Source organism: Paenibacillus sp. 32O-W (assembly GCF_007679495.1).
Taxonomy (GTDB): Bacteria; Bacillota; Bacilli; order Paenibacillales; family NBRC-103111; genus Paenibacillus_L; species Paenibacillus_L residui.
On sequence record NZ_VEGP01000020.1, the window covers coordinates 40,197 to 65,686 of the forward strand.

The following is a 25,490-nucleotide window of genomic DNA, read 5'->3' on the forward strand; positions in this document are numbered from 1 at the left end:
CCAGGCGGCACTTGCCAGCAATAGAAGCGTAAGCACCGGTAGTATTAACTTTCTCCTTGCAGTCAAACGGATCAACTCTCATTCTTTATAAACTGTTTGCTCCCATTACAAGGATAAACGGCTATCGCCGTCCTAAGGACGGGCGCGTTTCGGCGGAACCCCTATAGTATATACCATAAACTGGATGGCATCAATTGTTTGGATCGAACAGTATACCCAGAGTCTCGTTCGCCGAATAACGGGACTTATACCGATTCGGAAATCTATATCCAAGGGGATGTTCCCGTTTTATGTGACGTTTTTTGGGACAGCCCCTTGCCTCGGAGTCTTTATAACGGTTAATCACCGTTCTTCGGACCGTTGCCGTTTTTCTTGACGACTTGAATTTGCAATCGCTCGGAAGTAACCTTCTTGCCGTTCAGAGTAACCTCGGCCCATATCTCCGCCGTTCCCGTCTTCTGTGTGACGACCATTCCGTCTTCTACCCTCGCTATCTTGTAATCTGTGGTGAAGTAACGGATTTCCGCCCCCGCCAGATCGATAGGCTCGAAGGAATTGAGATAGCCTTGGATTTCCAGCGGAACGCGGTCTTTCCGCTTGATTTCCTCCTGGTCGATGGAGAGGACAACCCGTTCCAGCTCATAGGCAGGACCGTAAATCCCTGTCTCGGTAATGCTGTTCCACATATTCTGATTGTTGCCGAATCCATTGACCCGGACATAACGGGCATTCACCGGAGCAATAGGATATACCTCGTGATCCTTGGTTCTGCCTGAGCTGGAGCCGTCGAATACTTTCGTCCACTGCTCCCCGTCTGCGGAAACCTCAATGTTGAAAAAGCTGGTTCTGGTATCGCCGTTGTACCAGGCCAAGCTGACGGCCGTCACTTCGCGGATCTCTCCCAGATCATAGCTTATCCATTGCTTGCCCGAGGCCGACCAACGCGTCTCCAGATTGCCGTCTATCGTATTCTCCGGCACGTTGCCATCGTCTTCGCTTGCGGCGACCGAAGCTACCGGCCAGGAAGGACGGTCAGCAGGAATCCCGTACTGGACCTGGCTCGTAAAGTAGATATAATAGACTCCCTCGTTTCGTACACCGGAAGGGTCGGTAACGGTTATGCGAGCCATACCCGGAATTTGCTCCGCCTGCCGGACATGAACCTGATGCCCGTCCACAGATGGAACGGCATTGACAACAGGGGGCTTCTCCTGATCCGCCGGCAGTTCCATTTCATATACATATTTCTTGGATTTGAAACGGGCCAACGGCTGACCATCAACCGTTATTCCGCCTGCCTCGGCCAACTCCCCTTCCATGACCTGCCATTGATCGAGCGGAACAACCGCCGGCGCTTGCTGCGGCAGGGGCTCTCCCGGCATAAGAGGCACCATCCAGACGCTGATAGTCGTGTTCAATACCTCCTCCATATGGATGGCCAGCTTGCGGATCCCGATATTCGGATTCTGGCCGGAAGGATTCGGAGAGGTAGGCAAGGGCTCAGCCGGCATGACGCTGAACTTCGCCTCTCCCGGGGACAAGATTTTGACCAGCAGACGCTTGTCGCCATAACTCAACACGGCCGAGGTTCCCATGTCGTCTATATCGATATTCGCCCGCGTATGCATGAACCAATACAGTTCGGAAGGCACCTTGTTCTCCACTTCATCCTGAACGAGGAACTGCCTCCGATGATCCAGAAGCGCCGTGCCTCTGCGGACGGACACGGCCTGATCCCGATAAGCGGGCGTCATATCCGTTATCGCAAATGCGCCTTGCAGGCGGTTGAATTCGCTGCGGACGATTTCGGAAACGGCCGCTTCCCTCTGATCCGCTCTGGCGGACGGCTGGATCACCAACGTGTTATGGCCTTCCGCACGCTTGCGGTAATAATTCCATCGGGCGCCGTTAACCCCGTTGTCCCAATAACCGGGAACATTATAGTCTTCACTGCCGAAGTCTTCGGCCCAACGGACTCCATACGCATCGAAGACGAACGATCCGGTATCCAGGTCGCCATGCGGAGCGCCGTTCACTCCTCCCTTGAAGCCGACGAACAAGCCGTACCGGTCATTCCAGGAGCTCCGCATCGTGACGGCCTTGGGACGCCCGAAGTAACGGTCCAGGTAGGCAGGCTCGGCCGCCCCGTATATTTCCGGGCGATACCATAACAGATCATACATTCCGGCAGCCACGTTATTCTCTGTGGCGAACCGGTGATAGCCCGTATATTCCGGCTTGTCAAACCGGTTGGCAAACCAGAGCAGCAGTCGCCCGGGAACCAATCCCGCACTATTATCGGAATAATTAAATCCTCCCGTTGACCCGGCTATATAGATCGGAAACTCGGGGGTTTCGAACAGGCCGTCCCGTTCGGTGAACCCGTAATCATGCCCGACCGTTGTCTCCAGAGCGGACAGGAAATAGACTAGGGAAATCGTACCGTACTCCCAATAGGCAGGGCCTTCGATGGCCGAGCCGTCAGGGGCATACTGGGTAAGCCCGTATTGAATCGACTTGAAAGCTTCGCGGAGAATCAGGCCGGCCAATTGTTCCTCTTCGTCGGCAATGGCAAGGGCGCCCAAGGCCATTCCGCCATTGGAGACGAAGTTCCAATTGTCACGGTTATAGACCCACCAGTACGTTTTGTCGATGTACATCGGAACGGCGGGCTTCAATCCCTTGTTGACGATTGCCTGGCGCACCGTCTCCCGCTGCTCCTCGTTCAAATAGCTGTACAGCCAATCATATCCGAGTGCAATTCCGTGCGTCATCGTCGCGGTGTCGAGGAAATGCTGCGGACTCCAATCCGGATAGGCATCGGAGGCAGCATACTCCAATTCCGCCCAGGCTCTGTCCGCATATTTGGAATCCTGTGTGATCTGGTAAACGAAGGCCAAGGTAGCCACACGCTTCGCAGCCGTAGAATCCAGCCTCAAACCGTCCGGCTTCCGATACTCGGCCGGGGGCTGGGGCAATATGCTGTCGGCTTCCTCCCGCACCCCTTCAAACCAGGAAGCCGCCCTATCATCCGAGGATACCAGATTCCGAATCCGTTCGAAGTCGCTCGCTTCAGCCAACAGCCTCGGATGCCGGTTGCCCGGATTGTTTGCCTTGATCTCCGCTATGATCTCCTCTGCCGTCGGGGCCGTGTACAGACGGACGATCGTCCGGCCGGTTCCGCCATGCGGGTCGGAGGCCGTTACCGTGAAGGAATCGGCACCGACGTATTCCGCATTCGGGGTATACGTCCATTTTCCGCTCTCCTCCATCGATAACCGGCCGTGCTGCGGCTGCTGCTCCACCGTGAAGACCAGCGGGTCTCCGTCCGGATCGGACGCCGCTATCTGCCCGGAGACAGGTGTGTTCTTATCCGTAGGCTGAATACCTTCCTCCAGAATCGGCGCATGGTTGACCGGATGCACAAGGAGCGTCACCTTGGAAACGGCAAAGGAACCCCTGCCATCCTCTACGGCCACCAAGAAGCTGTCGGTACCCGTGAAGGAATCGTTCGGATAATAAGACCATCGGCCGTCGGCCTGGACATGGACCACACCTAGTCCGGCGTCCATCGCCTTCCAATAGACAAGCGGAAGCTCCTGTTCCGATACGCCCTCTATGCGGCCGCTTGCGTATTCGTTCTCATTAATATCTGCCGAGTAATCGGGCACCGCAATCCCCCTCTGATTCCCGACCAGAACTACACAAGAAGCGGTATGCCCCCCGTCTGCGGTTACTGCTTTAATGACGGCAATCCCTTCGGAGTGCGCCGTGACCACTCCCTCCTCCACAGATGCCACGTCGGAATTGGAGCTGTTCCATTCCACGGCGGGATTAGAAGCATTAGGAGGAGTCAAGTAAACATTCACGGTGACCGATTGCCCTATTTGAAGCGAAACCTGCTCTTGATCCAAACGGATTCCCTCCACAGAGTGCCAAGGCACCATACGAATGTCGTCAAACCAAACCTTGCCGGTGCCCGTCTCCAGAAAATTCTCGATTTTCACGGCGGAAACAGCAGCGTTGTCCGGGATTTGAACGACGCGTTCCAGCAAGGTCCAATCGTTCGTTCCCCGCAGCGTATCCAAATAGACGAGATCGCCCACCCTTTTCCCACCGGAATCGGTAAATTGCAGCCTCGTCACTCCGCCGCCGGTCGCTTCTTCTGTCTTTATCCAGAGCTGCAGCTTTACGGCTCGTCCGATATGCTCGGGCTTCAAAGGCACACTCTGAACGACCGCCGCTCTGGACGGCTGTTCCGCGGAGATTCTGAGCGAAGTTTGCCCGGAATGATAAACTTCATTATCTGCCTGAATGGAAGGAGAACCGCTGGCTATCCAATTAGACCAATTAATGAAGCCGCCCTTATCATCCCTTTTCTCGAAATCGCCGTTCATCACCATCTCCTCACCGATCGGCCCGGATTCCACCCCGATCAGCAGGGCACCGTCAAACCATGCTGTCCCGGTGCCGGTTTCCAGGAAATTTTCAATTTTGATGCCGGCCACAGCACTATCCTTGGGAACGAAAATGGTTCCTTCGATTTGAATCCAATCCGCCGTTCCCTGAACCTTCTTCAGTTCAATCAGGTCGCCTGTGCGCCCTCCGTTCTGATTAATGAGAAACATCCGGTTGAATGCCCCGCTGCCTGTCACGTTTTCCGTTTTGATCCATTGCGAAAATTTAAAATGACGTCCTTTCAATTCGTCCGGAATAAGGACATTTTGATATAAACTGGCCCGGCTGGGCTCTGCGGCATGTATTCGGAACGATCGGTTACCCTCCTTCGCTATCGTATCGTCCACTGTAAACTCCGGGTTTCCACTGAAGCGATAAGGCGTCCAACCTGCGGGGATCCCGCCGCTCTCTACCTCATACCCTCCATTCTGCAATAAATTGTCCGGCTCCGGGGATTCCGCATAAACTAACTGTCCCCATCCGGCAAACAGGGTTCCCACCAGCAATGTAAGCGTTAGCAAAACTGCCGTTCCGGAAAACCATTTCCTTGGAATCAAACATACCATCTCCTTTATTTAGGTAGTCGACTCCATAGTAAATGATTGTATATCCGTTGATAACTATACATATTCAAGATAGCCTATCCACATTTAAGATTTATCTATCCCATAGAGGCTGTCGATTCATTGTGGGAAAGGTGTACAACAGGATGTTGTACTAGTGAAAAGTCCAACAGCGAAAACATAACGGACCTGGGAGACCCTATTTCGTCAAAATAGGCGATTTTTTTAGACTAACGGACACCGTTGCGCTTATTTCATTGAAATCCTCATACTTTCGCCTGCATTTCTTGGGAATAAGGTCATCTGGTTCCGTTAAAATTTCCGAAAGGACCTTGTGGAGCAATTAAGGTCTCTGGGGTCCGTTATAACCAAACCGTGTAGGTTTTCGCATGATCTTTGGTTGTACACCTTTATTCGACAGCCTCCCATAATCTCATAGCCGCATTGTTCTATGCTTCCTTATGCGGTACGGCCGTACCCTCCCCCTCCGAATAGCGCTTCATCAGCTTGGCTTGATGGGCCGACGCAATCTCCTCCAGGGAAACGTCGTACAGGTTGGCGAGCAGAATGATATTGCCCAGCACGTCTCCCAGTTCCTCCACAAGCTCCTGCTCCAGCTCCGGCAAAGGCCGGTCCGTTTCGTCCGGACGGTCCCTTCCTATTTCCAAGGCGCGAACCGCTCTGGCGACCTCCCCCGTCTCCTCCATCAGAAAGCCGACCCGGATAAATGGACCGTATTCGGACCAGCCCCTCTGCCTGTAAAACTGCCGCACCCATCTCTGGAATTCCTCTAGCTCCATATCGTTCTCCTTGTCATTTCCTTGTCATATGAAAAAGTTTATACTAACATATTGTATGTCACTGACAATATAGATACAAGATATAGTATATTTGGAGGGAAACTTATGAAAAGAGTATGCGTCTATGCCGGTTCCAACCCGGGGAATGACCCGGCTTACGAGCAAGCCGCCGTTCAGTTGGGCGTCAAGCTGGCGGAGAAAGGCTTGGAACTCGTGTATGGCGGTTCCTCGGTCGGTTTGATGGGACGAATCGCCAATTCGGTGCTGAATCAAGGGGGAGGAGCCATCGGTGTCATGCCAAAGGGCCTGTTCCGCGGAGAGGTGGTCCATACCGGCTTGACCCAGCTATATGAAGTTAACGGAATGCATGAGCGGAAGGCCAAGATGATGGAATTGTCCGATGCTTTCATCGCTCTGCCGGGGGGCTACGGCACCTTGGAGGAAGTATTCGAGGTCGTAAGCTGGGGGCAGCTCGGCATTCACAGCAAGCCGCTTGGACTGTTGAATATTAAAGGTTATTATCAGCCTCTGGTAGATATGGTCGACAACGGCGTCAAAGCCGGCTTTATTCCCGCTGCCCAATCCCGGCTTCTGATTGTGGAAGAGGACCCGGATATTCTTCTGGACCACTTGGCCTCCTATGAGCCGCCTGAAGGTGTGAACAAGTGGAGTGAGCTGCCCCCGGCTTAAGGCTTCCGGGCATTATGATTTCAACTCAGAATAAACCTGTCCAACTGATTGAGTTTCAAAAATGAATCATCAGATCACGCTGAGCATGATCCACAAGATCAATGAATTTCTTGATAACCCCTCACTGCCACTCTAAAGAATACAAAAAACAAACCGGCCTCCGCGATTATGGCAGCCGGTTTTTTCACCATACAATACAAAGAAAGTCTATGTCCTACTATTGTTCGTCGCTGCTACTCTACTTATCACTGAATCCTTTGCCGATCACCGTTTTTTTGTCCAAATCGACATATACGACGAAATTTCCGGCGGAAGGAGTCTCCGTATGATTAAAAGTAACGGAGTACACTTCTTTACCGGAATAGCTGCTGCCCAACAAGGTAGCCAAGTCTTCATTAACCGTCACTTTCTCCACTACCGAATCCTTCGGGCTCACGGGAATGAGCTGTTCTTCCTCCTCCGTCAAACTGTTATAGGCCACCATTTCGATCGGCCGCTCCATACTTTGAGATTGAAATGCACATCCGCTTAAAGCCATCGCCGAAAGAAGCAGCACTGGAATCCACCTCAGCCTCTTCAACATATTCGACCTATCCCTTCCTTTCCAATAGACCATCGCAGTTAACCGTCGAGGGCTTCCCGTCTTCGGGCCGCCGCATGGTTTGATCCCGTTCAGTTCAAATTCTGCAGAAAGACAGCCGCATTCCAGTACCTTCTGGCCAAAGACTGAAAATAGGAGGTTTGCACGGAAATCGTCGCTATAAAGATCATATGACTGACCGCCTCCCGCTGCTCTTCTTTCAATCCCGTCAGTGTCGAGGCGAATTGATCCGCTCTATGCTTGATCAGATTTTCCAGCATATGATCCTGGTTCCGCATCCCGCTCTCATGCCCGGACAGATCCAGCACCTGATCGTTGTTGGCGTCCAAATCTTCGAATATGGAAGAATAAGCGGAGTAAAGCTGCAGGGGGCGGATCAAATCATCGGCCTCGCTATGCGGGTCGTTGAATACCAGGGCCAGCAGCTTGCGGATCGATTCAAAATCGAGAGCAGCCTTTAAATCTTCGATAATAAACAGAATAGCGGTTTGGTCGATCGAATACTTCTTTCCGAGCCGGGGAGAGCCGATCCAGTCTTTAAAGTCGCGTTTCACCCAATTCTGCACGGAAGTAACGGAGAAATGAGTGTATTCAATCTGATTCCCCATGGCAACAATATCCGTAAGGGAGAAGCCTTCTCCTCTTTGTTTCATTTTAATCATTTTCTCAAAAATCGGAGGCAGTGAGGTCGACATAAACGCCCCCAGCGATTTACCGTCCCTAATGTCGATTTGATGGGCTCTGGACCACGCTTCCCGCAGTACAGCCAGAGGGGTTTTATCGATTTGGCCGGCCAGCGAGAGCAAGAGACCCGCCATCTGCTTGCGGGTTAATTGAAACATCTGCATTGTGTTCTCCCCCTCACATTTCAAGTTCATACGAACTTATAATAAGACCTGTCGAAAAGAATGTCAAAGCGCTAGAAAATAAAAGTGCGGGCTCAGTACATAAGTTTAATGCAAGCATTCTGTCCTATTCGGCACAATATGAACCAAAATGAGCTTTGCAAATTGCCGGGAAAGTTCATATTATAGGTTCATAAGAACTTGTATTTGGAAAGCTCACAAAAAATGAACTCAGGAGATGGAAATGATCGCTTTTAACTTAGTTTTGGTTGCTATTCTTATTATCGCAACGGCCTTCTTCGTCGCTACCGAATTTGCCATCGTCAAAATCCGCCCCAGTCTGGTTGATCAAATGGTGCAGGAAAAACGCAAGAACGCCCTCGCCGTCAAGAAAGTCATTCAAAATCTGGACGGCTATCTCTCCGCCTGCCAGCTCGGGATTACGATTACGGCCCTCGGCCTCGGCTGGCTTGGGGAACCGACGGTCGAACGGCTGCTGGATCCTCTGCTCGCTCCGTTGAATTGGCCGGGTGAGGCTGTTTCCTTCGTCTCGTTCATTATCGCCTTTATCTCGGTTACTTATTTGCACGTGGTGCTCGGCGAATTGGCCCCCAAGACCGTCGCTATCCAGAAAGCCGAGTGGATCAGTCTGGTGACTGCCCGTCCCATTATTTTCTTCTATAAAATCATGTATCCCTTCATCTGGCTGCTGAACGGATCGGCCAACGGCATTGTCCGCTTGTTCGGCATGAAGCCGGCCAAAGAGCACGAAGAAGCTCACTCTGAGGAAGAGCTGCGGATTATTCTGACGGAAAGCTATGAAGGCGGAAAAATTAATAAAACCGAGTACGGATATGTAGAGCGGATTTTTGCTTTCGACGATCTGCTGGCCAAGGAAATTATGGTCCCCCGCACGGATATGGTTTGCTTGAGTCTGGATAAACCGCTGGAGGAAAATCTTCGCATCATTAAAGAAGAGCAGTATACCCGTTTTCCCGTCATGAAAGAGAACAAGGACTATATCGTGGGAATGATCAATACCAAGCGCTTCTTCCTGTCCCGCGATGACCAGCCCGACCTGGCGCTGGAGGATATGCTTCAGCCGGTCATTACCGTTTCCGAAGCGATGCCGATCAAGCATCTGCTCAAGAAGATGCAGAAGGAACGGGCTCATATGGCAGTTCTGGCCGATGAATACGGCGGAACGTCCGGGATGATTACGATTGAAGATATTCTGGAAGAGATTGTCGGAGACATTCGTGACGAGTTCGATGCGGATGAAAAGACGGAGATCGAAAGAATCGATGACCATCATCTGATCGTGGACGGCAAAGTGACGATTACTCATATTAATGACCTGCTAAATACAGAGATCGAAACCGAAAATCTGGACACGATCGGCGGCTGGCTCTACGGGCAGAATACAGAGTTAAAAAAGGGCGAGGAGTGGAGATATCACAATTTAACCTTCATTATCCGGGAAAAGGAAAAGCACCGGATTCGCAAGGTGGAAATTATTAAGCATCCGGAGGAGTCTCCCGATAAGGAAGAAATAACGGAGCAGGATTAATCGGCGGATGGAGCATAACGGCATTTGGATTTCCGGGCTTTCCCTCTTCTTCCAATGAAGAACAGGGGGCCTTTTTTTGTTATGTTAAGAGCAGGCGACTTTGGTATTATTAGAAGATACAACATTCGCATAGGTCTCACTCTTATAAATACAAAGGATGGAATTTAGCAATGAGTTTTCAATTGACAGATCGGATTATCAAGCTGCTGTGCGGCCGGACCTCTTATGATAGAGGGGCGGCTTACCATCGCGGTAAGAGAGTAACCTTCACCCGATACGATTCCGAAGCATCCATATACGAAGCTGTGGTCACAGGAAGCAAACATTACGAGGTTTCCGTTGAAGTGGACGGGAACGGGGATGTGGATGCGGAATGCACCTGTCCCGCGTTTCATTCCTATGACAACTACTGCAAGCATATTGCCGCCGTGCTGTTTTCCATCCAGGAGAAGGAGTATTCCGGACAAGCGCCGGAGCGCATATTTCCCTCCCTGCTGCATCTGGCGGATTCTTCGCCGGAGGACACCGGGATGCTGTCCCCGCGATTTTCTGCTGCTGCCGGCATGCCATCGGGAAGCTCGGCAGGGGATCTTCAATTGACACGCGGCCTGTTGAAGCTTTTTGGCGATACGCCCACCCGTCCCAGCGGGACCAGAACGATGTTTGACAGCAGGGAGCCGCTTAATGTTCAATTCATTTGCAAGCCGGTTTCTTATGGCTTCCGGAAGAGCTTGTTCGCCATAGAAATGAAGGTAGGCATCCAGCGGCCGTATATCGTGCAGAAAATCAAGATGTTTCTGGAGCGAATCGACCGGGGAGAAGCCCAAGAATTCTCCAGGCTGTTCACATACGACCCGCAGGTCCACCGCTTTCTGCCGGAAGACGACGCCATCATTCAGCAGTTGATTCAGATCACGCGTAACGAAACGATTTATCTCGAATCCGCGAATGCCTACTCCTTTTCATATGGAGGCAAGGACAAAGACCGGCTTCTTATGATTCCTCCCCTCGCTTGGGAAACCCTTCTTCCCCTGCTGGCCAAAGCTCCGGCGCTGCAGCTCCAGCAAGGAATGGAAACCTACGAAGGAATCGGCTTATCCGATGAGCCCCTTCCTCTTCATTTTGAGTTCGGTCAGGCGCAGGAGGAAGGTTATCATCTGGAGATTCGGGGCCTGGATGAAATGATCATCCTGGAACCGTACGGAATGATCCTCACCGCAGGCAAGCTGCAGAAGCTGCCGGCGGAGTCTTGCAGACGTCTTGCGGAGCTGAAACAGATGCTTGAGGCTTACCGCAGGCAAGAAATTCGAATCCCGTCCGAGCAAATGGAACCGTTGATGGAGAAGGTCGTCCCCAGCTTGATGAAGCTCGGCAGTGTCCGCATCGCGCAAGCCGTCTCCGACCGTATTGTCCAAGCCCCGCTCAAGGCCAAGCTGTATCTGGACCGGGTGAAGGACCGGCTGCTCGCCGGCCTGGAGTTTCACTATGGAAATATAGTGATCCATCCCTTGGAAGGAGATGGCCGGAAACACAGCTCCGATCGGATTCTCATACGTGACGGCGAACGGGAACGGCGCATTCTGGAGCTGATGGAGCAGAGCGACTTCGCCAGGACGGAAGGCGGATATTTCCTGGATGATGAAGAAGCGGAATATGAATTTCTATACCATGTCGTTCCCCGGTTGGAGGAGTTGGCCGAGGTGTATGCCACCACAGCCGTCAAGGTACGGCTGTTCACCGGACATGCCTCCCCGAAAGTGACGGTGGATGTGGATGAACGGACGGATTGGCTGGAATTCCGCTTCGATATCGCGGGGATTCCGGAGTCGGAGATCGGCCAATTGCTGAAATCTCTCGAGGAGAAGCGCAAATATTACCGGCTCCCGAACGGAGCGTTAATGCCGCTGGAAACTGCGGAGTTCCAGGAAATCAGCCGCTTCATAGGGGAAGTGGGCATTCGCAAGGGAGAGCGGAAGGAAGCGACAATCCGCGTTCCGGTCGTCCGCGGGCTCTCGCTGATCGACTCCGATCGTTCCGGAAATGCCGTCAAGCTGGGCAGAGCCTTCCGCCAGCTTCTGGACAATATGCGCAATCCGGACCAACTGGAATTCCCGGTTCCCGACAGTCTCGCCCCGGTCCTGCGGGATTACCAGAAGTATGGATTCCAATGGATGCGAACGCTGGCGCATTACCGGTTCGGCGGCATTCTGGCAGACGATATGGGACTGGGCAAAACGCTGCAAAGCATCGCCTTCCTCGTCTCTATGCTGCCCGAGATCAGGGACAGGAAGCAGCCGGCGCTTATCGTCTCCCCGGCTTCCCTCGTCTATAATTGGCAGAATGAGCTGAAGAAGTTCGCGCCGGAGATACGGGCGGCCATTGCCGACGGGAGCCAGGCGGATCGCAGCGATATAGTGATGCAGGCGGCCCAATTGGACGTCATCATCACCTCCTATCCTCTGCTTCGCAGGGATATCGGGGAATATGCCGGCCATTCGTTCCACACCCTCATCCTGGACGAGGCCCAGGCCTTCAAGAACCATGCCACCCAGACGGCGCAGGCGGTGAGGCAGCTTCAGGCCCGGTATCGCTTTGCTCTCACCGGCACCCCGGTCGAGAACAGGCTGGAGGAGCTGTGGTCGATCTTCGAAGCGGTCTTCCCCGGGCTGTTCCCTGGCCGCAAGGCCTTCAACGAGCTGTCCAGGGAAGTGGTAGCCAGGCGGACACGGCCGTTTCTGCTGCGCCGGTTGAAGGCCGATGTGCTCAAGGAGCTGCCGGATAAGATCGAGTCGCTGCAGGCCTCCGAGCTGCTGCCGGAGCAGAAGAAGCTGTATTTGGCCTATCTGGCCAAACTGCAGCAGGAGACGTTGAAGCATCTGAACGAGGACGATCTCCGGAAGAATCGGCTCAAAATTTTGGCCGGCTTGACCCGGCTTCGCCAGTTATGCTGCCATCCCGCCTTGTTTGTCGAAGGCTACGGCGGAAGCTCGGCCAAATTCGAGCAGTTGATGGACATTGTGGAGGATTGCCGGAGTGCGGGAAGGCGAATGCTGATCTTCTCCCAATTTACCGAAATGCTCGCTCTGATCGGTCAGGAACTGGGGAGCCGGGGAGTGCCTTTCTTCTACCTGGACGGCAAAACTCCCGCTTCCGAGCGGGTTGAGCTGTGCAGCCGGTTTAACGAAGGGGAGAAGGACTTGTTCCTCATCTCCTTAAAAGCGGGCGGCACCGGATTGAACCTGACCGGGGCGGACACCGTCATCCTCTATGATCTGTGGTGGAACCCCGCCGTAGAGGAGCAGGCCGCCGACCGTGCGCACCGCATCGGGCAGAAGAAGGTGGTGCAGGTTATCCGCCTCGTCGCCCAGGGCACAGTAGAGGACAAAATGTACGAGCTGCAGCAGAAGAAGAAGCATCTGATCGATGAAGTCATTCAGCCCGGCCAGGAAGCTCTGTCCTCCTTGACGGAGCAGGACATCCGGGAAATTTTGATGATAGGCTGAACCCTACCATTGATGGGAAACGACAAACGACGGACGTTGAGAGTTGAATCGTCCGTCGTTTGTCGTTTCTGGAAAAAAACGCGGAGTGCCCTATTCTAGAGCGATAGTGCACGTCTTTTTTAGAAATAGCCACGCAATGCCCTATTCTAGAGCAATAATGTAGGTCTTTTCGGGAAAAGCCTTGAAGTACCTGATTCTAGAGCGATAGTGCACGTCTTTTCGGAGAAAAGCCTTGAAGTACCTGATTCTAGAGCGATAGTGCACGTCTTTTCGGAGAAAAAGCCACGCAATGCCCTATTCTAGAGCAATAATGCACGTCTTTGGAGCGATTTTTGCGAAATGGCCCCATTTTGTGAAAAAGACCTGCACATTTGAGCGTCTTTCACCTTTTTATTGGAAATAGTCACGATTTTAATGTATTTTTGCTCGTCTTTGCGATGTCTTCACCGACCCGGATGCGACGTTGGCTTTCCCTCAGGTCTCCGTCAGGAGCTTTTTTTAAAAATATATAAGAAAGTTATGTAAGCTTTATCCTTTGCTGATATGCCGTTCAAACCATTCCACGATCCGGTTCAGCCGTTCAACGCGCAGCCCGGGATTCCCACTTCGCGACAGCTCATGGCTTGCGCCCGGAAAGCGCACGAGCTCGGTCTCTTTGCCGGAACGCTTCAACGCCATATAGAGCTGCTCAGCCTGCTCAATCGGGCAGCGCAAATCCTGCTCCCCGTGAAGAATCAGGAGCGGGGTCCGGATATTGCTCACATAAGCGAGCGGGGAATGCTTCCACAGCTTCTCCGTGTCCTCCCACGGATTTCCCATGATTTCCCCTTCGGTAAAGAAATAGCCGATATCGCTTACCCCGTAGAAGGACAGCCAGTTCGAGATCGACCGTTGGGTGACGGCCGCCCGGAAGCGGTCCGTATGGCCTACCGCCCAATTCGTCATGAAGCCTCCGTAGCTGCCCCCCGTTATGCCGAGTCTCTCCTTATCGATGAAATCGAAATGGTCTGCTGCATAATCGACCGCTTCCATTAAGTCCTGATAATCCCGCCCCCCATAATCTCCGCGGCAGCCGTTCACGAACGTCTGTCCGTAGCCGAAGCTGCCTCTGGGGTTGGTATACAGGACGGCATACCCCTGTGCAGCCAGCAGTTGGAACTCATGGAAGAAAGAATGAGAGTACATGGCATGCGGGCCGCCATGGATTTCCAGAATGGCGGGATACCGTCTCCCCGCCTCGAAACCGGCGGGACGCATGACCCAGCCATGAACGGTGACGCCATCCGAAGCCTTGAATTCGAAGGCTTCCGGCGAGCTCCACTCGATCTGCTCCAGGAAAGCGTCGTTGGCTGCGGTCAGCCGGACCTCCTCCCCGGTGTGCAGATCCACCCGGTATAAATCTCCCGGCAGTAACGGATCGGTCACTGCGATCACCAGATACCGTTCGTCCTTCGTTATCGCAAATTGATAAACTTCCCTGGCTCCCTCCGTCAGTGCCTCGGGCTTCCCGCCGCCGTCCAGAGGGAACTGGCAGACCTGCACGCTGCCCGCAATGGAAACCAGCGCGTAGATGGAGCGGCCGTCCGCGCTGAACAGCGGGGGAGGCGTCCGCAAATGCGACCTCATATCGCTGATAGCGGCATTGCCCAGCAACACATCGAAGCCCTCGGTCAGGCAGGCTGCGGCCCCGCCTTCTGCGGAGATCGTATACAGCGCGGTCTGCGTCGCGCCTTCATATGCCCGGTCGTGGCCGAAGAAGGCTATGAGCTTCCCGTCGGGAGAGAAGCTTGCCTGGCTGATCGCCCAGCTCGTATCCGTCAGCCGGCGGGGTTCGCCTCCGTCACGGTCGATGAGGAACAGATCGTTCATAAGCTGCAGGTCGATGTCCTCTGACGGGTCCTTCGCTATTTTCGCCAGGAACGCTATCTGCCGACCGTCCGGCGACCATACGGGCTCATGAACATCATAATCTCCATCGGTGATTTGACGAGTCTGCTCCGTCTCCAGGTCGAGCACAAACAGATGGCTTCTCCGATGATCCCATAGCCCGGCGCCGTCAGCTTTCGGCTTCGACCGGGTGACGACCCGGACCCGGCTTGCCCAGCGCTTATTCTCTTCCTCCGGCGTAAGCTCATCCAGCTCCGGATCTGCGGCCACCTTCGCCGTAAACAGCAAATGCGTGCCGTCGGGAGACCAGGCAAAAGAGTTGACACCGCGCGGCAAGCGCGTGATCTGCCTTGCCTCCCCTCCTTCACGGGGAATGATCCAGATCTGCCTTCCTTGATCGGATTTGCGCAGGAAGGCGAGCCGATTCCCGTCCGGAGACCAGACCGGAGCCGTATCCTGCCCTTCAGGGGCCAGCGGTCCCCCGTTGGTAAACGAGCGGTCCTCCGCTCCGTCGATAGTAAGAAGTCGGATATGAGACCGGTAGTTCTCCCTGTCGTCGCTCACCGATTGACACACATAAGCAATGGAACGGCTCACCGGACATACGGCCGGATCACTGACCCAGCGGAAACTATATAGATCTTCCGCAGTCACCTTTCGTTTGCTCCCCATAGCGCTCACTCTCCTCTTTTCACAATTGCCCCCTTTTTCCATATTTTATCAAAAAGCTTAGACTATGGTCCGAAAAAAGATTCCAGGGCTGCCCCTATTTTTTTAACAAGATAACGATGAAGATCGCTGCCGACAATATATGACCGTTAAAATGCAAAGGTGGCCATGCTTCCCCAATGGATCACCATCTCGATATCACCTCAAACGAATTTACCGAGTGTCGGCAAACAGTCTGTTAACCCATTAACCGGCTTAACCAAACAAGCCCTTTGCCCTCTTTCACTGACCGGAAAGAAGCTTCCGAAAGCGAACAATCAGAACAGGAGAGATCTCCTCCCACACCGACCCTCGGCCTCCGTCATCCCGCCGAAATACCGGCTCGGCCATTCCATCCAGGACGAACTTCTGCTCCAGCCCCAAGGTCACCAATTCCGAAAGCGGCCTGTGAAAATACCGTGTGGGAATCGGTTGATTACGGAGTGAGAGGCCTTCATAGGTCTCCGGTTGGATATATTTGGATATTAGGACGCCCCGCCGAGTAATGATCCCCGTTGCATCTTCCTCCTCCTCTACAACCTTTCGGGCACCGGGTGTTTGGAAACAGGGGTGCAGCACCGAGAAAACGAAAACTCCTCCGGGCTTCAGCAGCTCATACAGTCCTTGCATCAGCGGGGTCATTTCGGCCATATCCATTATAGCCATGTTCGCCACGGCAGCATCGAAGGATTGGACCCCGAGAGACAGAAGAGAATCCAGGTCCGTCCCGTCCATCACCCGGTAATCGATTCGGTCACCGTAATCGGCCGACCGGATTTGGGCCCGTTCAATCATCGTCTCGCTATAATCGAAAGCAACCACCTTCACCCCCAAATCGGTAAGCCTCCGGGCGAAATTGCCGTTCCCGCAGGCAACCTCTACAACCCGCTGTCCTGCCTGCACCCCAAGGAGTCTTTCGGTATGCGGCCTGATCAGGTCTCTGTAAAAGGAATTACTCTCTTCCCCCATACGTTCATCCCAGTAGGAGGCATTTTCTTCCCAGCGCTTTTGACTGTCCGAGACCCATTCTTTCCAGTCAGTCATTGACTCCCCTCCCAAATAATGCTACCGAATCTCAAAATTCGAATCTGCATGTTACCGGTCGCGTCATACGGCCCGACATACGCCCCGTGCCCCTGTCATCAATCCCCTGCGACGTAAGTATCCGGCGAGACATCGTCCAGAAACGGGCTGCGCGTGCCGATGTAGTACAGATGCAGTTCATGCATCGCGCGGGTGCATGCCGTGTAGAACAGCCTGCGCTCGCCCTCTCTGCCGTACTGCTCCTGCGAGGCGTTGTAGAGGATGACGGCATCGAACTCCACCCCTTTGGCCAGGTAGGCGGGAATGACCAGCACCCCGGGCTCGAACGAGGCCGCATCCTTCTCGATCAGCCGAGCCCCCAGCAGTTGATCCAGCTTCGCGAAGGCTTGCCGGCTTTCCCGGGCCGACTTGCAGATAACGGCAATCGTTCGAAGTCCGGAATTCTGCAAAGCCCGGATTCGTTCGGCCACCCTCGCATTAAGGTCAGACTCGTCGGCTGCTTGCGTCACGGTCGGCTTGCTTCCTTCGCGGTTAAAAGGCTCGATCGCATGCCCTTCCGGAATCAATCCGCGCGTAAAATCGATGATTTGCCGTGTGGAACGGTAGCTTCGCGTCAGTATGAACCGCTCGGTCTGTTCTTCCCCGTACAGAGCCTGCAGCGTCTCCCAATGGTCCTCCGCCTCCGCATGACCGAAAATCGCCTGGTTCAAATCTCCGAGCACCGTCATTTTGCTGCGCGGAAACAGTTTTTGGATAAAAGCGAACTGAAAAGGGGAATAATCCTGGGCTTCATCCATAAAGACATGGCGGATCAGGTTGTTGGTCTGGAAGCCCTCTATTCTTTCCTGCAAATACAAATACGGAGTTGCATCCTCATAGGCCAATTCGGACCGGTCCAGCCGCTCTACGGTTTGCGCGCAAATTTCCTCCCAATGCTTGGGCAGGTCCGCCTCCCGGCCGAATCTAAGGGCATACTGCGGATCGGCAAATAACTGCCGGTAAATGCCCGGGACATTAACAAACCGTAATTTCTTCACCCGCTGACGCAGCCCCTTGAAGTGCTCGCGGACAATCATGGAGCCCAGCAGCTCCCTTTCCCGATCATAGTCATCGAATGACTCCCCTGCGAAGCGGTTTTGCTTCCTCAGCTTTTGGTAAGCTTTCTGATAGGCGTCATTATCGAGCAGCCCGATTTCATCCTCCACCCACGGTTCATTCCGTTCGGCCTTCTCCTTTTCCTTCAATTCCCCCAGAAGCCATTCGGACAACAACTGCATCCGGTTCGGTATGGACAAGGACGAATCCAATGCATAGAACTGCTCCCGGATCCGGGCCGCCGACAGAAGCGTTTTGCCCCTGAACCTCAAGCCTTTAAAAAGGATTCCTTCCTTCCCGAGAACGGACAAATACCTCTCGATCAGCTCCATAAACCGCGCCGAAGCCTTATAACGGATTCCCTCCATGCGGGCCTCGTATCCCGGTTCGTTCATAGCGGTGTACTCGTACTCCAGTTGGGCGAACGGATCGCCAAGCTGGAATTGACGGCCGAGCCGATGATCCAGAAATTGCTGGAAGGTCGTCTGCTGCATGTTTTCTTCGCCAAGCTCCGGAAGGACGGTCGACACATAGCTGTTAAACATCATATTGGGCGAGAAAAGAACGATATGCTCGGCCTTCAGCGTTTCCCGGTACCGATACAGCAAATAAGCTACCCGTTGCAAAGCCGCCGAGGTTTTGCCGCTTCCGGCAGCTCCCTGGACGATAAGAAGACGGCTTCTCTCGTTGCGGATAATTTGATTCTGCTCTTTCTGAATGGTGGCTACAATGCTTCTCATCTGCGAATCCGCCTGCTTGCCCAGCACCTCCTGCAGCAGCTCGTCGCCGATGGTCACTCCTGTATCGAACATACTGACGATTTGCCCGTCACGGATCGTATATTGACGCTTAAGCTCAACGGTTCCGGAGACCGTGCCCCCGGGAGTCTCGTACCGGGCAGGGCCGGGTGCGTAATCGTAATACAAGCTGGATACCGGCGCCCGCCAATCATAAATGAGAAATTCCATTTCTTCTTCATCATACAAGGAGCTTATTCCAAGATATATGGACTCGGCCCTTCTCTGTCCCTCTTCCAGAAAATCCACCCGGCCAAAGTATGGGGATTGCTTGAGCTTGTTCAGAATGTTCAATTGGTTGTACGCGTGCTCGTAGCTGCGCTCCTTCTCCGACAACACCTCCGCCTGCTGTTTAATGCTGGCGTAGGTTTCGATGAGCTCGCTGGGATCGTCCAGATTTATGGTGACGTCGTCCCAGAAATTTCTCCGCACGTCCACGGTTTCCTCTTTCTTATCGCTGACATGCTCCTGAAGAACCGCGATCTTGCTGTCAATTTCTTGTTCCACGCGCTCTACACGCTTCTTCTCTTCCAGCCAATCCTGTTCAGTCAAACTCATCAAATCACTCCTTTTGCTAAATCCCTATCTTTAACCAACCTAATAAAATGAATGTTGACAGCCATGCTTCTTTTGTGATAATATATTATTGGGAAATAATATATTTGGATTTTGACATCTACAAAATCCAAACCTTATTGTAGCACAGGACCGGTTTAGAAATCAATCGGTTTCTTCTTGTGCTCTATTTTGTTATGTCTGAATATTGGTGCAGCTCTAGCGTTCAATTTGACGGATAAAATAAGATGGGGTCGAGCATTGCTCCTGCCCGATCTTTTTTTCTTTGTTAAGGATCCGGTGCTTCCTTTACTATGCCCTGTAATCCTTCCCGACAAATGGGCATCTGCACAGTCCAACCGTTAATCCGGGACATAGACTTATATAGGCTATCTGTTGCCGCCCTAACCGGCTTGCCTGGCGAGGCAGACAGCCGCAATGATCGTTCTGACAGGATGTGAGCCCTATGGATATACCCGTCTCCGGCTTCGTTGTTCATTCGGATGATTCGGACGGGCGTCATTCCCACAAACTGTATATTACAAATTGGAATGGAAGACCCGTTCACATTCATCCTTTCTCCGGTGTGACCTCCTTCGATGTCGGGCATAGACATCAATACGCGGGCACAACCGCCCCCGCTCCGAGCGGAGTGCAGCATGTCCATCAATATCAAGCTGAAACCTCGTTCGATGATGGCCATATGCATCTGATCCGGGGCACGACCGGACCGGCCATTCCCCTTCCCGAAGGTGGCCATTACCACTATTTCGAAGGCGTCACTACCGTTAATGGAGCCACTCCCCATGCCCATGAATACGGGGGAAAGACCGGCAACGAAATCTAATCAAGCGAAGACACAGAAGGCTGCAGACCCAAGCGGATCTGGCAGCCTTCTTTCCCTTATCGGGCGGCTAATATTTGCGCAATGACACGGGCGCCTTCCCAAACCACTGCTCCCGTGTATAATTGACAATCCGGCCAAATAACCGTTCGATGGTTTGGGTGGAATCAGCCAGCATCCGCACAGCGAAGCCCGGCACGATCAACTCGGACAGGCCGATCTTCCCCGCCTGTTCCTCCAGTTGAACCGCTTCTGTCAATGCACTGCAGAAGGACGCCGTTGCCTGCTCACCGATGACGAACAGGGAGCCGAAATGGGTGTGCCCGTCCATTCTGCCTAAACCGGACAACGGCCGGCTTGCTGGATTATACTTTGAAATTTCTTTGGGATTGTTTATTATTGAAACAAGGAGTTTAATTTTGTGAATGATATAAATAAAGGTGTCATTCCTGACTGCATCTAAATAGTCCTCACTTAACCAAATGCTTAAAATAAGAACAATGAATGAACTATTTGGTAATTTTCTAAGCGACAATGGTCCATGAAGTGTCTATAAGGAGTGAGAAAATGCTTGTAATTATAGTAAGTCTGTTTTCGTTTGTTCCAGTTCTAGGGTTATTCATAGGAGTCTTCTCTATAATTAGTAATATGAAAAGTATAAACAGCTTTGAAAGAAATAATAAACCTTACTTTATTTCTTTAGTAATTAGTATACTTGGATTATTATTCCAGGTATTTATTATCATTAATCTATTAAGCTATTTCAGTTTGTCTGTAAAATAATAAGGACATAAACTAAGTCTAATTTGGGGCCATATCTTTTATACCTTTCTAGATGGCGTAAAATATTCTGTGTACCAAGATTTGGAGCCTTCACAGGCGACAAAAAAGTAGGGTATTCTCGGGATTGCAAAAAGTCACCAAGAAAGGAACCCTACTCATGGTAACTATACACGAAAATATGCTCACAAATCTAATTGAAAATCTTGTCACCGATTTTGTGAAAGAAAAACTCGAACTGATCATGCGAGAAGAAATTCAACACTTTATGCAGGAACACGCGGAAAAACCAAATAGCCGCAACGGTTATTATGTACGTACCCTAGATACGAAGTATGGCAAAATCGACGATCTACGAGTTCCGCGAGACCGTAACGGCGAATTCCACACACAGGTCTTTGAACCTTACCAGCGTCGAGACGGTTGGTTAGAGGAGGCTGTTATCCACATGTATAAAGGCGGAATGAGTACCCGCGATGTGGCTCATTTTATCGAGGGCATGTTCAGCAGTCAGTATTCCCCTACTACCGTAAGTAACATTACCAGTACCGTGCTCGAAGACGTTTGTCGTTGGCAGTCCAGGGGCCACTTGAGAAGCGCTATTCGGTGATTTATTTGGATGGCATGTATGTGAAGTTGAAACGAAGCACCGTCAGCGGCGAAGTGATCTATTTTGTCATGGGAATCAACGAGCAAGGCTATCGCCACATCCTCGGCTTCTACGTTGGCGGTCAAGAAAGCGCCAACGGCTGGAAAGATGTGCTTAAAGACCTGTATAACCGCGGCGTACGTGAAGTGCTGCTAGGGGTTTTTGATGGGCTTCCGGGCCTGGAAGAGGCGTTTCGCGAGGTCTATCCCAAAGCAGACGTTCAGCACATTGCGTTGTGCATAAAGTACGCTCGACGTTTCCGAAAATCCGGGTGGAGGACAAGACCGATTTTCTAGAGGATCTCAAAACCGTCTATCATGCGCTGGATCATGAATTAGCGCTGGCTGCGTTTGACGTGTTTAAGGGAAAGTGGGGCAAAAAGTACCCAAAAGAAATCAAGTCCTGGGAAGACCAGTTGCCGACACTTTTGACCTTTTACAAGTATCCTCCGCAAATCAAGGAGGCGATTTACACCTCCAATCCCATCGAACGGATGATAAAGGAATTCCGAAAGCGCCTGCGGCCTATGAACAGTCTGACGAACATCGAAGCCGCAGAAAAGATTGTCTACCTGGACGCGCTTGATTACAACGAAAGGTGGGGACAACGCGTCATTCGTGGTTTCGGTGATCCGTTAGTGAAACAAAGGCTGCAAGATCTGTTTGAGGAACGTTATCCGAATGATGGCCCGGAAGTAGAATAAAAAATGAACTGCACCCCAATTGTTAGACACGATCTGACATAGGAGGTGCAGTTTTTTCATGGCCAAATTAACAGCACAAGAAAAAATACAAGCCGTAAAAACGTATCTTGAGGGAATTGAAGGACTGAAAACCGTAGCTGAAAGCGTAGAAGTATCAAAAGCTATGCTCCAAACATGGATACGTCAGTATCAGCATCATGGGGAAGATTCCTTTAAAAAAAGCTATACAGCTTATTCAGCGGAGTATAAACTAAGGATACTTAACTACATAAAAGAATACGGGACGTCTATCCGCGAGGCAGCTGCGATCTTCAATATTCCAACACATTCTCTGATTTCAAGCTGGAAGAAACAACTTGAGACAAAAGGAGTAGACGCCCTCATATCAAGGAAAAGGGGACGTCCGTCAATGAAAAAAGAAGAAACACCAACACCATCTGAAGGCTCGGTCGAAGCATTACAAGTAGAAGTAGAACGTCTACGAATGGAGAACGCCTATTTAAAAAAGTTGAATGCCTTAGTTCAAAGCAAGGGAAAATTACAAAGCAAGATAAAGCGCAAGTAATTTATGATCTAAGGCTAGAATTCCCAATCACTTCATTACTGCAACTGGCTCAGATCCCGCGTAGTACGTATTATTACTGTGTAAATACATTCGGAAGGCCAGATAAAGATGCAGACTTAAAAGCCCGTATTACAGCCATTTACCAAGAACACAAAGGTCGTTATGGATACCGTCGAATTTGCGATCAACTAAACAATGAAGGGCTTCAAATAAATCACAAAAAAGTAAAACGAATCATGGACGAGCTTGGATTGAAATGCTCAGTCCGGATTAAAAAGTATCGTTCTTATAAAGGAACTGTGGGTAAGATCGCACCAAATATATTAAATCGAGATTTCAACGCCACGAAACCTAATGAAAAGTGGGTAACGGATATTACGGAGTTCAAATTATTCGGTGAGAAGTTGTATTTATCCCCGATGCTAGACTTATTTAACGGTGAAATTATTACGTATACAGTGGAGTCACGCCCCGTCTATTCCCTTGTATCCAACATGCTGGACAAAGCACTGGAACATATAAAAGGCGAAGATGTACTCATTATTCATTCGGATCAGGGTTGGCACTATCAGATGAAGCAATACCAAAAGTTATTAAAAGAACACGGGATAACTCAAAGCATGTCACGTAAAGGAAACTGCTATGACAATGCCGTTATGGAGAACTTCTTTGGCATCTTAAAATCCGAATTTTTATATACACAAGAATTTGAAAGCATTGAGCACTTCAAGAAAGAACTTGAACAATACATCGAGTATTACAATTACAAACGTATTAAAACAAAACTAAAGGGCATGAGCCCGGTACAATACCGGGTTCACACCCAGAAAGTAGCTTAATAATAAAACTGTCTAACTTTTTGGGGTCACTTCACGCCTTCGCTTGGGCTACGTCCTCCACCGAGCTTAAACATAAAAAATATTTCTTATCCATCGTCCCGATGGATAACCCTACCAGCTTACACAAACTTCTTGACGCTACCCCTTTCTATTAGACATTGGAAAAACTAATGAAAATTCGATGTGCATTTTTATGGTAGTCAAAGGACAAAAGCTTAACAATCGTTAAAAATAGAAGGTCCTACCGCATGTTGAAGAGAGATGGAATTATAGAGAGATTACTGAACACTTGGATAAATAGGATTAAAGATGGTAGTGAAGAACCTGGTAAGAAAATATCGTAATTGGGGAGCTGCAAGTTTAAAGGATAAGCGCGGGAGCCGTCCAAGATAGAATCAGAGTAAGAGCGAGAGTTTGGACACTATTGTTTTGTATCGAAAGCGATGATTTTCAAAATACCTGCTCATACTGAATTTTGAATCCGCGGTTCATTCAAAAGAAGTCAAAAGAAGTCAAAAGAAGTTAACGATGTAGCGTAGTATAGGGTATCTAAGGGGCGAACTTATTTATCTGCATTCAATGAGCAATCAAAAAGCGAGTTCTTTACTTACCACATTAGCTGGCTTAAACGATAACCAGAAACGTTTAGGAGGTTATTTGAACGTGACTGGGTTGAATCGTTCATAGCGTTAGAGGGCCAGTGCAAGTCTCATGTTTACCATGACTTATTTCCCCGATTGTGCGAAAACCAACTGTCTCAAAGAGTTGTTACAATAGCTTCTTTTATTTGGAGAAGTAAGCCCATTATGTCTATGATATACGAAATATTTGAGAAAGCACTCAAGCAAATTGAGAAACTCATTCGCTTTTATACCGGGAAAGGGCATTAGCTAAATAAACTGACGTCGGTAGAGTACCGACGTCAGTTTCGCAGAGTGTTTTTTCAGTATCTACTAAAACGGGGAACTGGCTAAAGTAAAACAAAGGAGCTTTACTATTTACCAGTTAGGTTCCCAAGTAGCTTCACCTACTCCATCAAAGTTCGGATGTGTGGACTCTAATTTCTTCCAATTATCCCAATCATGACCTAGTACATATACATGCCACGTATCTACTTGGGTACCGTTAGCTAAATTAATTCTAGATTCAAATGACTGTCGAGCCCAAGCCCAACGGTTATCTTCAATACGTCCTGCTGCATCCCCAACATGCGACCATACTAATGCCGGATTAAAATTACTTAAAGATCCGAATTGATCCAAAACACGAGTTGCGTCTCCTGTTGATGTATCATAATTAAATTGAACGGAGACAGAAAGGGTTGTGGTTTGTACACCAAAAACAGAAAGTATATAGGAACCGGTAACCGTTTTATTTCCTTCGCCTGTAATTATCGTTGCCAAATCAGATTTTGTTTCTACTGGAATTCCATTAACAACTTTTTTTACTGTACCATTTGCTTTTGTGCTGTAAGCAATACTTTCATAAAATTCATCAGAGAATAAAAATTCAACAAATTTAACCTGATCTTCCTTCGTTAATGTTAAAAATTGATTCAGGGTTTCTTGTGCCTTAGGGTCTTCTAAAGTTTTGTCTTTAAGATAAGAAATATATTCTTCAACTGTCATTAAATCCTCTGAAGCTGCTGAACTAACTGAGGAAAAGAGACTAAAGACTAGAAAAAGCGAAAACATTAACGATAGAACTTTTTTCATGCAAATACCTCCTTCATTCTATTATAGTAGTTATAAAAAATAACATTTACAGCGATTTGCCTAAATCACGTAGAACTTTACTAGATAGATAAAAACCGAAAATCTAATGCCTTTCTCTCTAAAGATTTAAATGATAGCGAAATTGGTTTTCTAGTACACCTGCACCTCCCTATTTTTATTTGGCGCTCTTTTATTTAGCTATGTACAAAGTGATTACGTCCGAGTTATAATACATTCTAAGCTGCTACTTTGCTATAGCAAAGTAAAGAGCCCCTAGAG

General features: G+C 50.5%; 14 protein-coding genes and 1 pseudogene. 6 read left to right on the top strand and 9 right to left on the bottom strand.

Features of this window, described 5'->3' with window-relative positions; all coding sequences use genetic code 11:
• Positions 1-338 precede the first annotated feature (338 nt).
• A complete protein-coding gene (locus tag FS806_RS10325) occupies positions 339-5,015 on the bottom strand; it encodes an Ig-like domain-containing protein (RefSeq protein ID WP_186328311.1) in 4,677 nt (1,558 codons plus the stop codon).
• Positions 5,016-5,470: 455 nt separating this feature from the next.
• Positions 5,471-5,821 carry a MazG nucleotide pyrophosphohydrolase domain-containing protein gene (locus FS806_RS10330; RefSeq protein WP_144935481.1) on the bottom strand — a complete coding sequence of 117 codons (351 nt, stop codon included), beginning with the start codon at positions 5,819-5,821 and terminating at the stop codon, positions 5,471-5,473.
• Between the two features lie 105 nt (positions 5,822-5,926).
• On the opposite strand from FS806_RS10330, the gene FS806_RS10335 reads away from it, so the two are divergent.
• Positions 5,927-6,511: an LOG family protein gene (locus tag FS806_RS10335; protein WP_144935484.1), complete on the top strand. Its 585-nt coding sequence runs from the start codon at positions 5,927-5,929 to the stop codon at positions 6,509-6,511.
• A 238-nt stretch (positions 6,512-6,749) separates the two neighbouring features.
• Here the strand turns inward: FS806_RS10335 and FS806_RS10340 are convergent, their stop codons facing one another.
• Both FS806_RS10340 and FS806_RS10345 read right to left on the bottom strand, forming a co-directional pair.
• A complete protein-coding gene (locus FS806_RS10340) occupies positions 6,750-7,067 on the bottom strand; it encodes a hypothetical protein (RefSeq protein WP_144935487.1) in 318 nt (105 codons plus the stop codon).
• A gap of 116 nt (positions 7,068-7,183) precedes the next feature.
• On the bottom strand, positions 7,184-7,960 hold the full coding sequence (locus FS806_RS10345) for a DUF1836 domain-containing protein (protein ID WP_144935490.1): 777 nt from the start codon (positions 7,958-7,960) through the stop codon (positions 7,184-7,186).
• A gap of 241 nt (positions 7,961-8,201) precedes the next feature.
• Here FS806_RS10345 and FS806_RS10350 point away from each other — a divergent pair, with 241 nt between their 5' ends.
• Positions 8,202-9,527 (top strand): hemolysin family protein, encoded by a 1,326-nt coding sequence (locus tag FS806_RS10350; RefSeq protein WP_144935493.1) that lies wholly within the window; start codon positions 8,202-8,204, stop codon positions 9,525-9,527.
• A 170-nt stretch (positions 9,528-9,697) separates the two neighbouring features.
• Positions 9,698-13,030 (top strand): DEAD/DEAH box helicase, encoded by a 3,333-nt coding sequence (locus tag FS806_RS10355; protein ID WP_144935496.1) that lies wholly within the window; start codon positions 9,698-9,700, stop codon positions 13,028-13,030.
• Positions 13,031-13,558: 528 nt separating this feature from the next.
• Here FS806_RS10355 and FS806_RS10360 read toward each other — a convergent pair.
• The 3 genes from FS806_RS10360 to helD all read right to left on the bottom strand — a co-directional run bounded on the left by FS806_RS10360 (position 13,559) and on the right by helD (position 19,119).
• Positions 13,559-15,589, bottom strand: coding sequence for a S9 family peptidase (locus FS806_RS10360; RefSeq protein ID WP_144935499.1), 2,031 nt, complete (start codon positions 15,587-15,589; stop codon positions 13,559-13,561).
• Between the two features lie 279 nt (positions 15,590-15,868).
• Complete coding sequence (locus FS806_RS10365) at positions 15,869-16,669, bottom strand: class I SAM-dependent methyltransferase (protein ID WP_144935502.1); 801 nt, start codon at positions 16,667-16,669, stop codon at positions 15,869-15,871.
• A gap of 98 nt (positions 16,670-16,767) precedes the next feature.
• Positions 16,768-19,119 (bottom strand): RNA polymerase recycling motor HelD, encoded by a 2,352-nt coding sequence (gene helD, locus FS806_RS10370; protein ID WP_144935503.1) that lies wholly within the window; start codon positions 19,117-19,119, stop codon positions 16,768-16,770.
• 463 nt (positions 19,120-19,582) lie between these two features.
• Between helD and FS806_RS10375 the strand changes: the two genes are divergently transcribed.
• Positions 19,583-19,963, top strand: a complete 381-nt coding sequence (locus FS806_RS10375; RefSeq protein WP_144935506.1) for a YmaF family protein — start codon at positions 19,583-19,585, stop codon at positions 19,961-19,963.
• Positions 19,964-20,030: 67 nt separating this feature from the next.
• On the opposite strand, the gene FS806_RS10380 is transcribed toward FS806_RS10375, so the two are convergent.
• On the bottom strand, positions 20,031-20,291 hold the full coding sequence (locus tag FS806_RS10380; RefSeq protein ID WP_144935547.1) for an urease accessory UreD/UreH family protein: 261 nt from the start codon (positions 20,289-20,291) through the stop codon (positions 20,031-20,033).
• Between the two features lie 609 nt (positions 20,292-20,900).
• On the opposite strand from FS806_RS10380, the pseudogene FS806_RS10385 reads away from it, so the two are divergent.
• Together FS806_RS10385 and FS806_RS10390 are read left to right on the top strand one after the other, a co-directional pair.
• A pseudogene (locus FS806_RS10385) lies at positions 20,901-22,092 on the top strand (IS256 family transposase).
• Between the two features lie 58 nt (positions 22,093-22,150).
• Positions 22,151-23,496, top strand: a protein-coding gene (locus FS806_RS10390; RefSeq protein WP_144935509.1) for an IS3 family transposase whose coding sequence is annotated in 2 segments (ribosomal slippage) — positions 22,151-22,592 and positions 22,592-23,496 — 1,347 coding nt in all. Because the reading frame shifts where the segments join, the coding sequence is not laid out codon by codon here.
• Between the two features lie 998 nt (positions 23,497-24,494).
• On the opposite strand, the gene FS806_RS10395 is transcribed toward FS806_RS10390, so the two are convergent.
• On the bottom strand, positions 24,495-25,211 hold the full coding sequence (locus tag FS806_RS10395; RefSeq protein WP_144935512.1) for a hypothetical protein: 717 nt from the start codon (positions 25,209-25,211) through the stop codon (positions 24,495-24,497).
• Positions 25,212-25,490: the final 279 nt, after the last annotated feature.

Coding starts and splice junctions, on each gene's coding strand:
- FS806_RS10330 (WP_144935481.1), bottom strand. CDS start 5,821: ATGGAGCTAGAGGAATTCCAGAGATGGGTGCGGCAGTTTTACAGGCAG.
- FS806_RS10335 (WP_144935484.1), top strand. CDS start 5,927: ATGAAAAGAGTATGCGTCTATGCCGGTTCCAACCCGGGGAATGACCCG.
- FS806_RS10345 (WP_144935490.1), bottom strand. CDS start 7,960: ATGCAGATGTTTCAATTAACCCGCAAGCAGATGGCGGGTCTCTTGCTC.
- FS806_RS10350 (WP_144935493.1), top strand. CDS start 8,202: ATGATCGCTTTTAACTTAGTTTTGGTTGCTATTCTTATTATCGCAACG.
- FS806_RS10355 (WP_144935496.1), top strand. CDS start 9,698: ATGAGTTTTCAATTGACAGATCGGATTATCAAGCTGCTGTGCGGCCGG.
- FS806_RS10360 (WP_144935499.1), bottom strand. CDS start 15,589: ATGGGGAGCAAACGAAAGGTGACTGCGGAAGATCTATATAGTTTCCGC.
- FS806_RS10365 (WP_144935502.1), bottom strand. CDS start 16,669: ATGACTGACTGGAAAGAATGGGTCTCGGACAGTCAAAAGCGCTGGGAA.
- helD (WP_144935503.1), bottom strand. CDS start 19,119: ATGAGTTTGACTGAACAGGATTGGCTGGAAGAGAAGAAGCGTGTAGAG.
- FS806_RS10375 (WP_144935506.1), top strand. CDS start 19,583: ATGGATATACCCGTCTCCGGCTTCGTTGTTCATTCGGATGATTCGGAC.
- FS806_RS10380 (WP_144935547.1), bottom strand. CDS start 20,291: ATGGACGGGCACACCCATTTCGGCTCCCTGTTCGTCATCGGTGAGCAG.
- FS806_RS10395 (WP_144935512.1), bottom strand. CDS start 25,211: ATGAAAAAAGTTCTATCGTTAATGTTTTCGCTTTTTCTAGTCTTTAGT.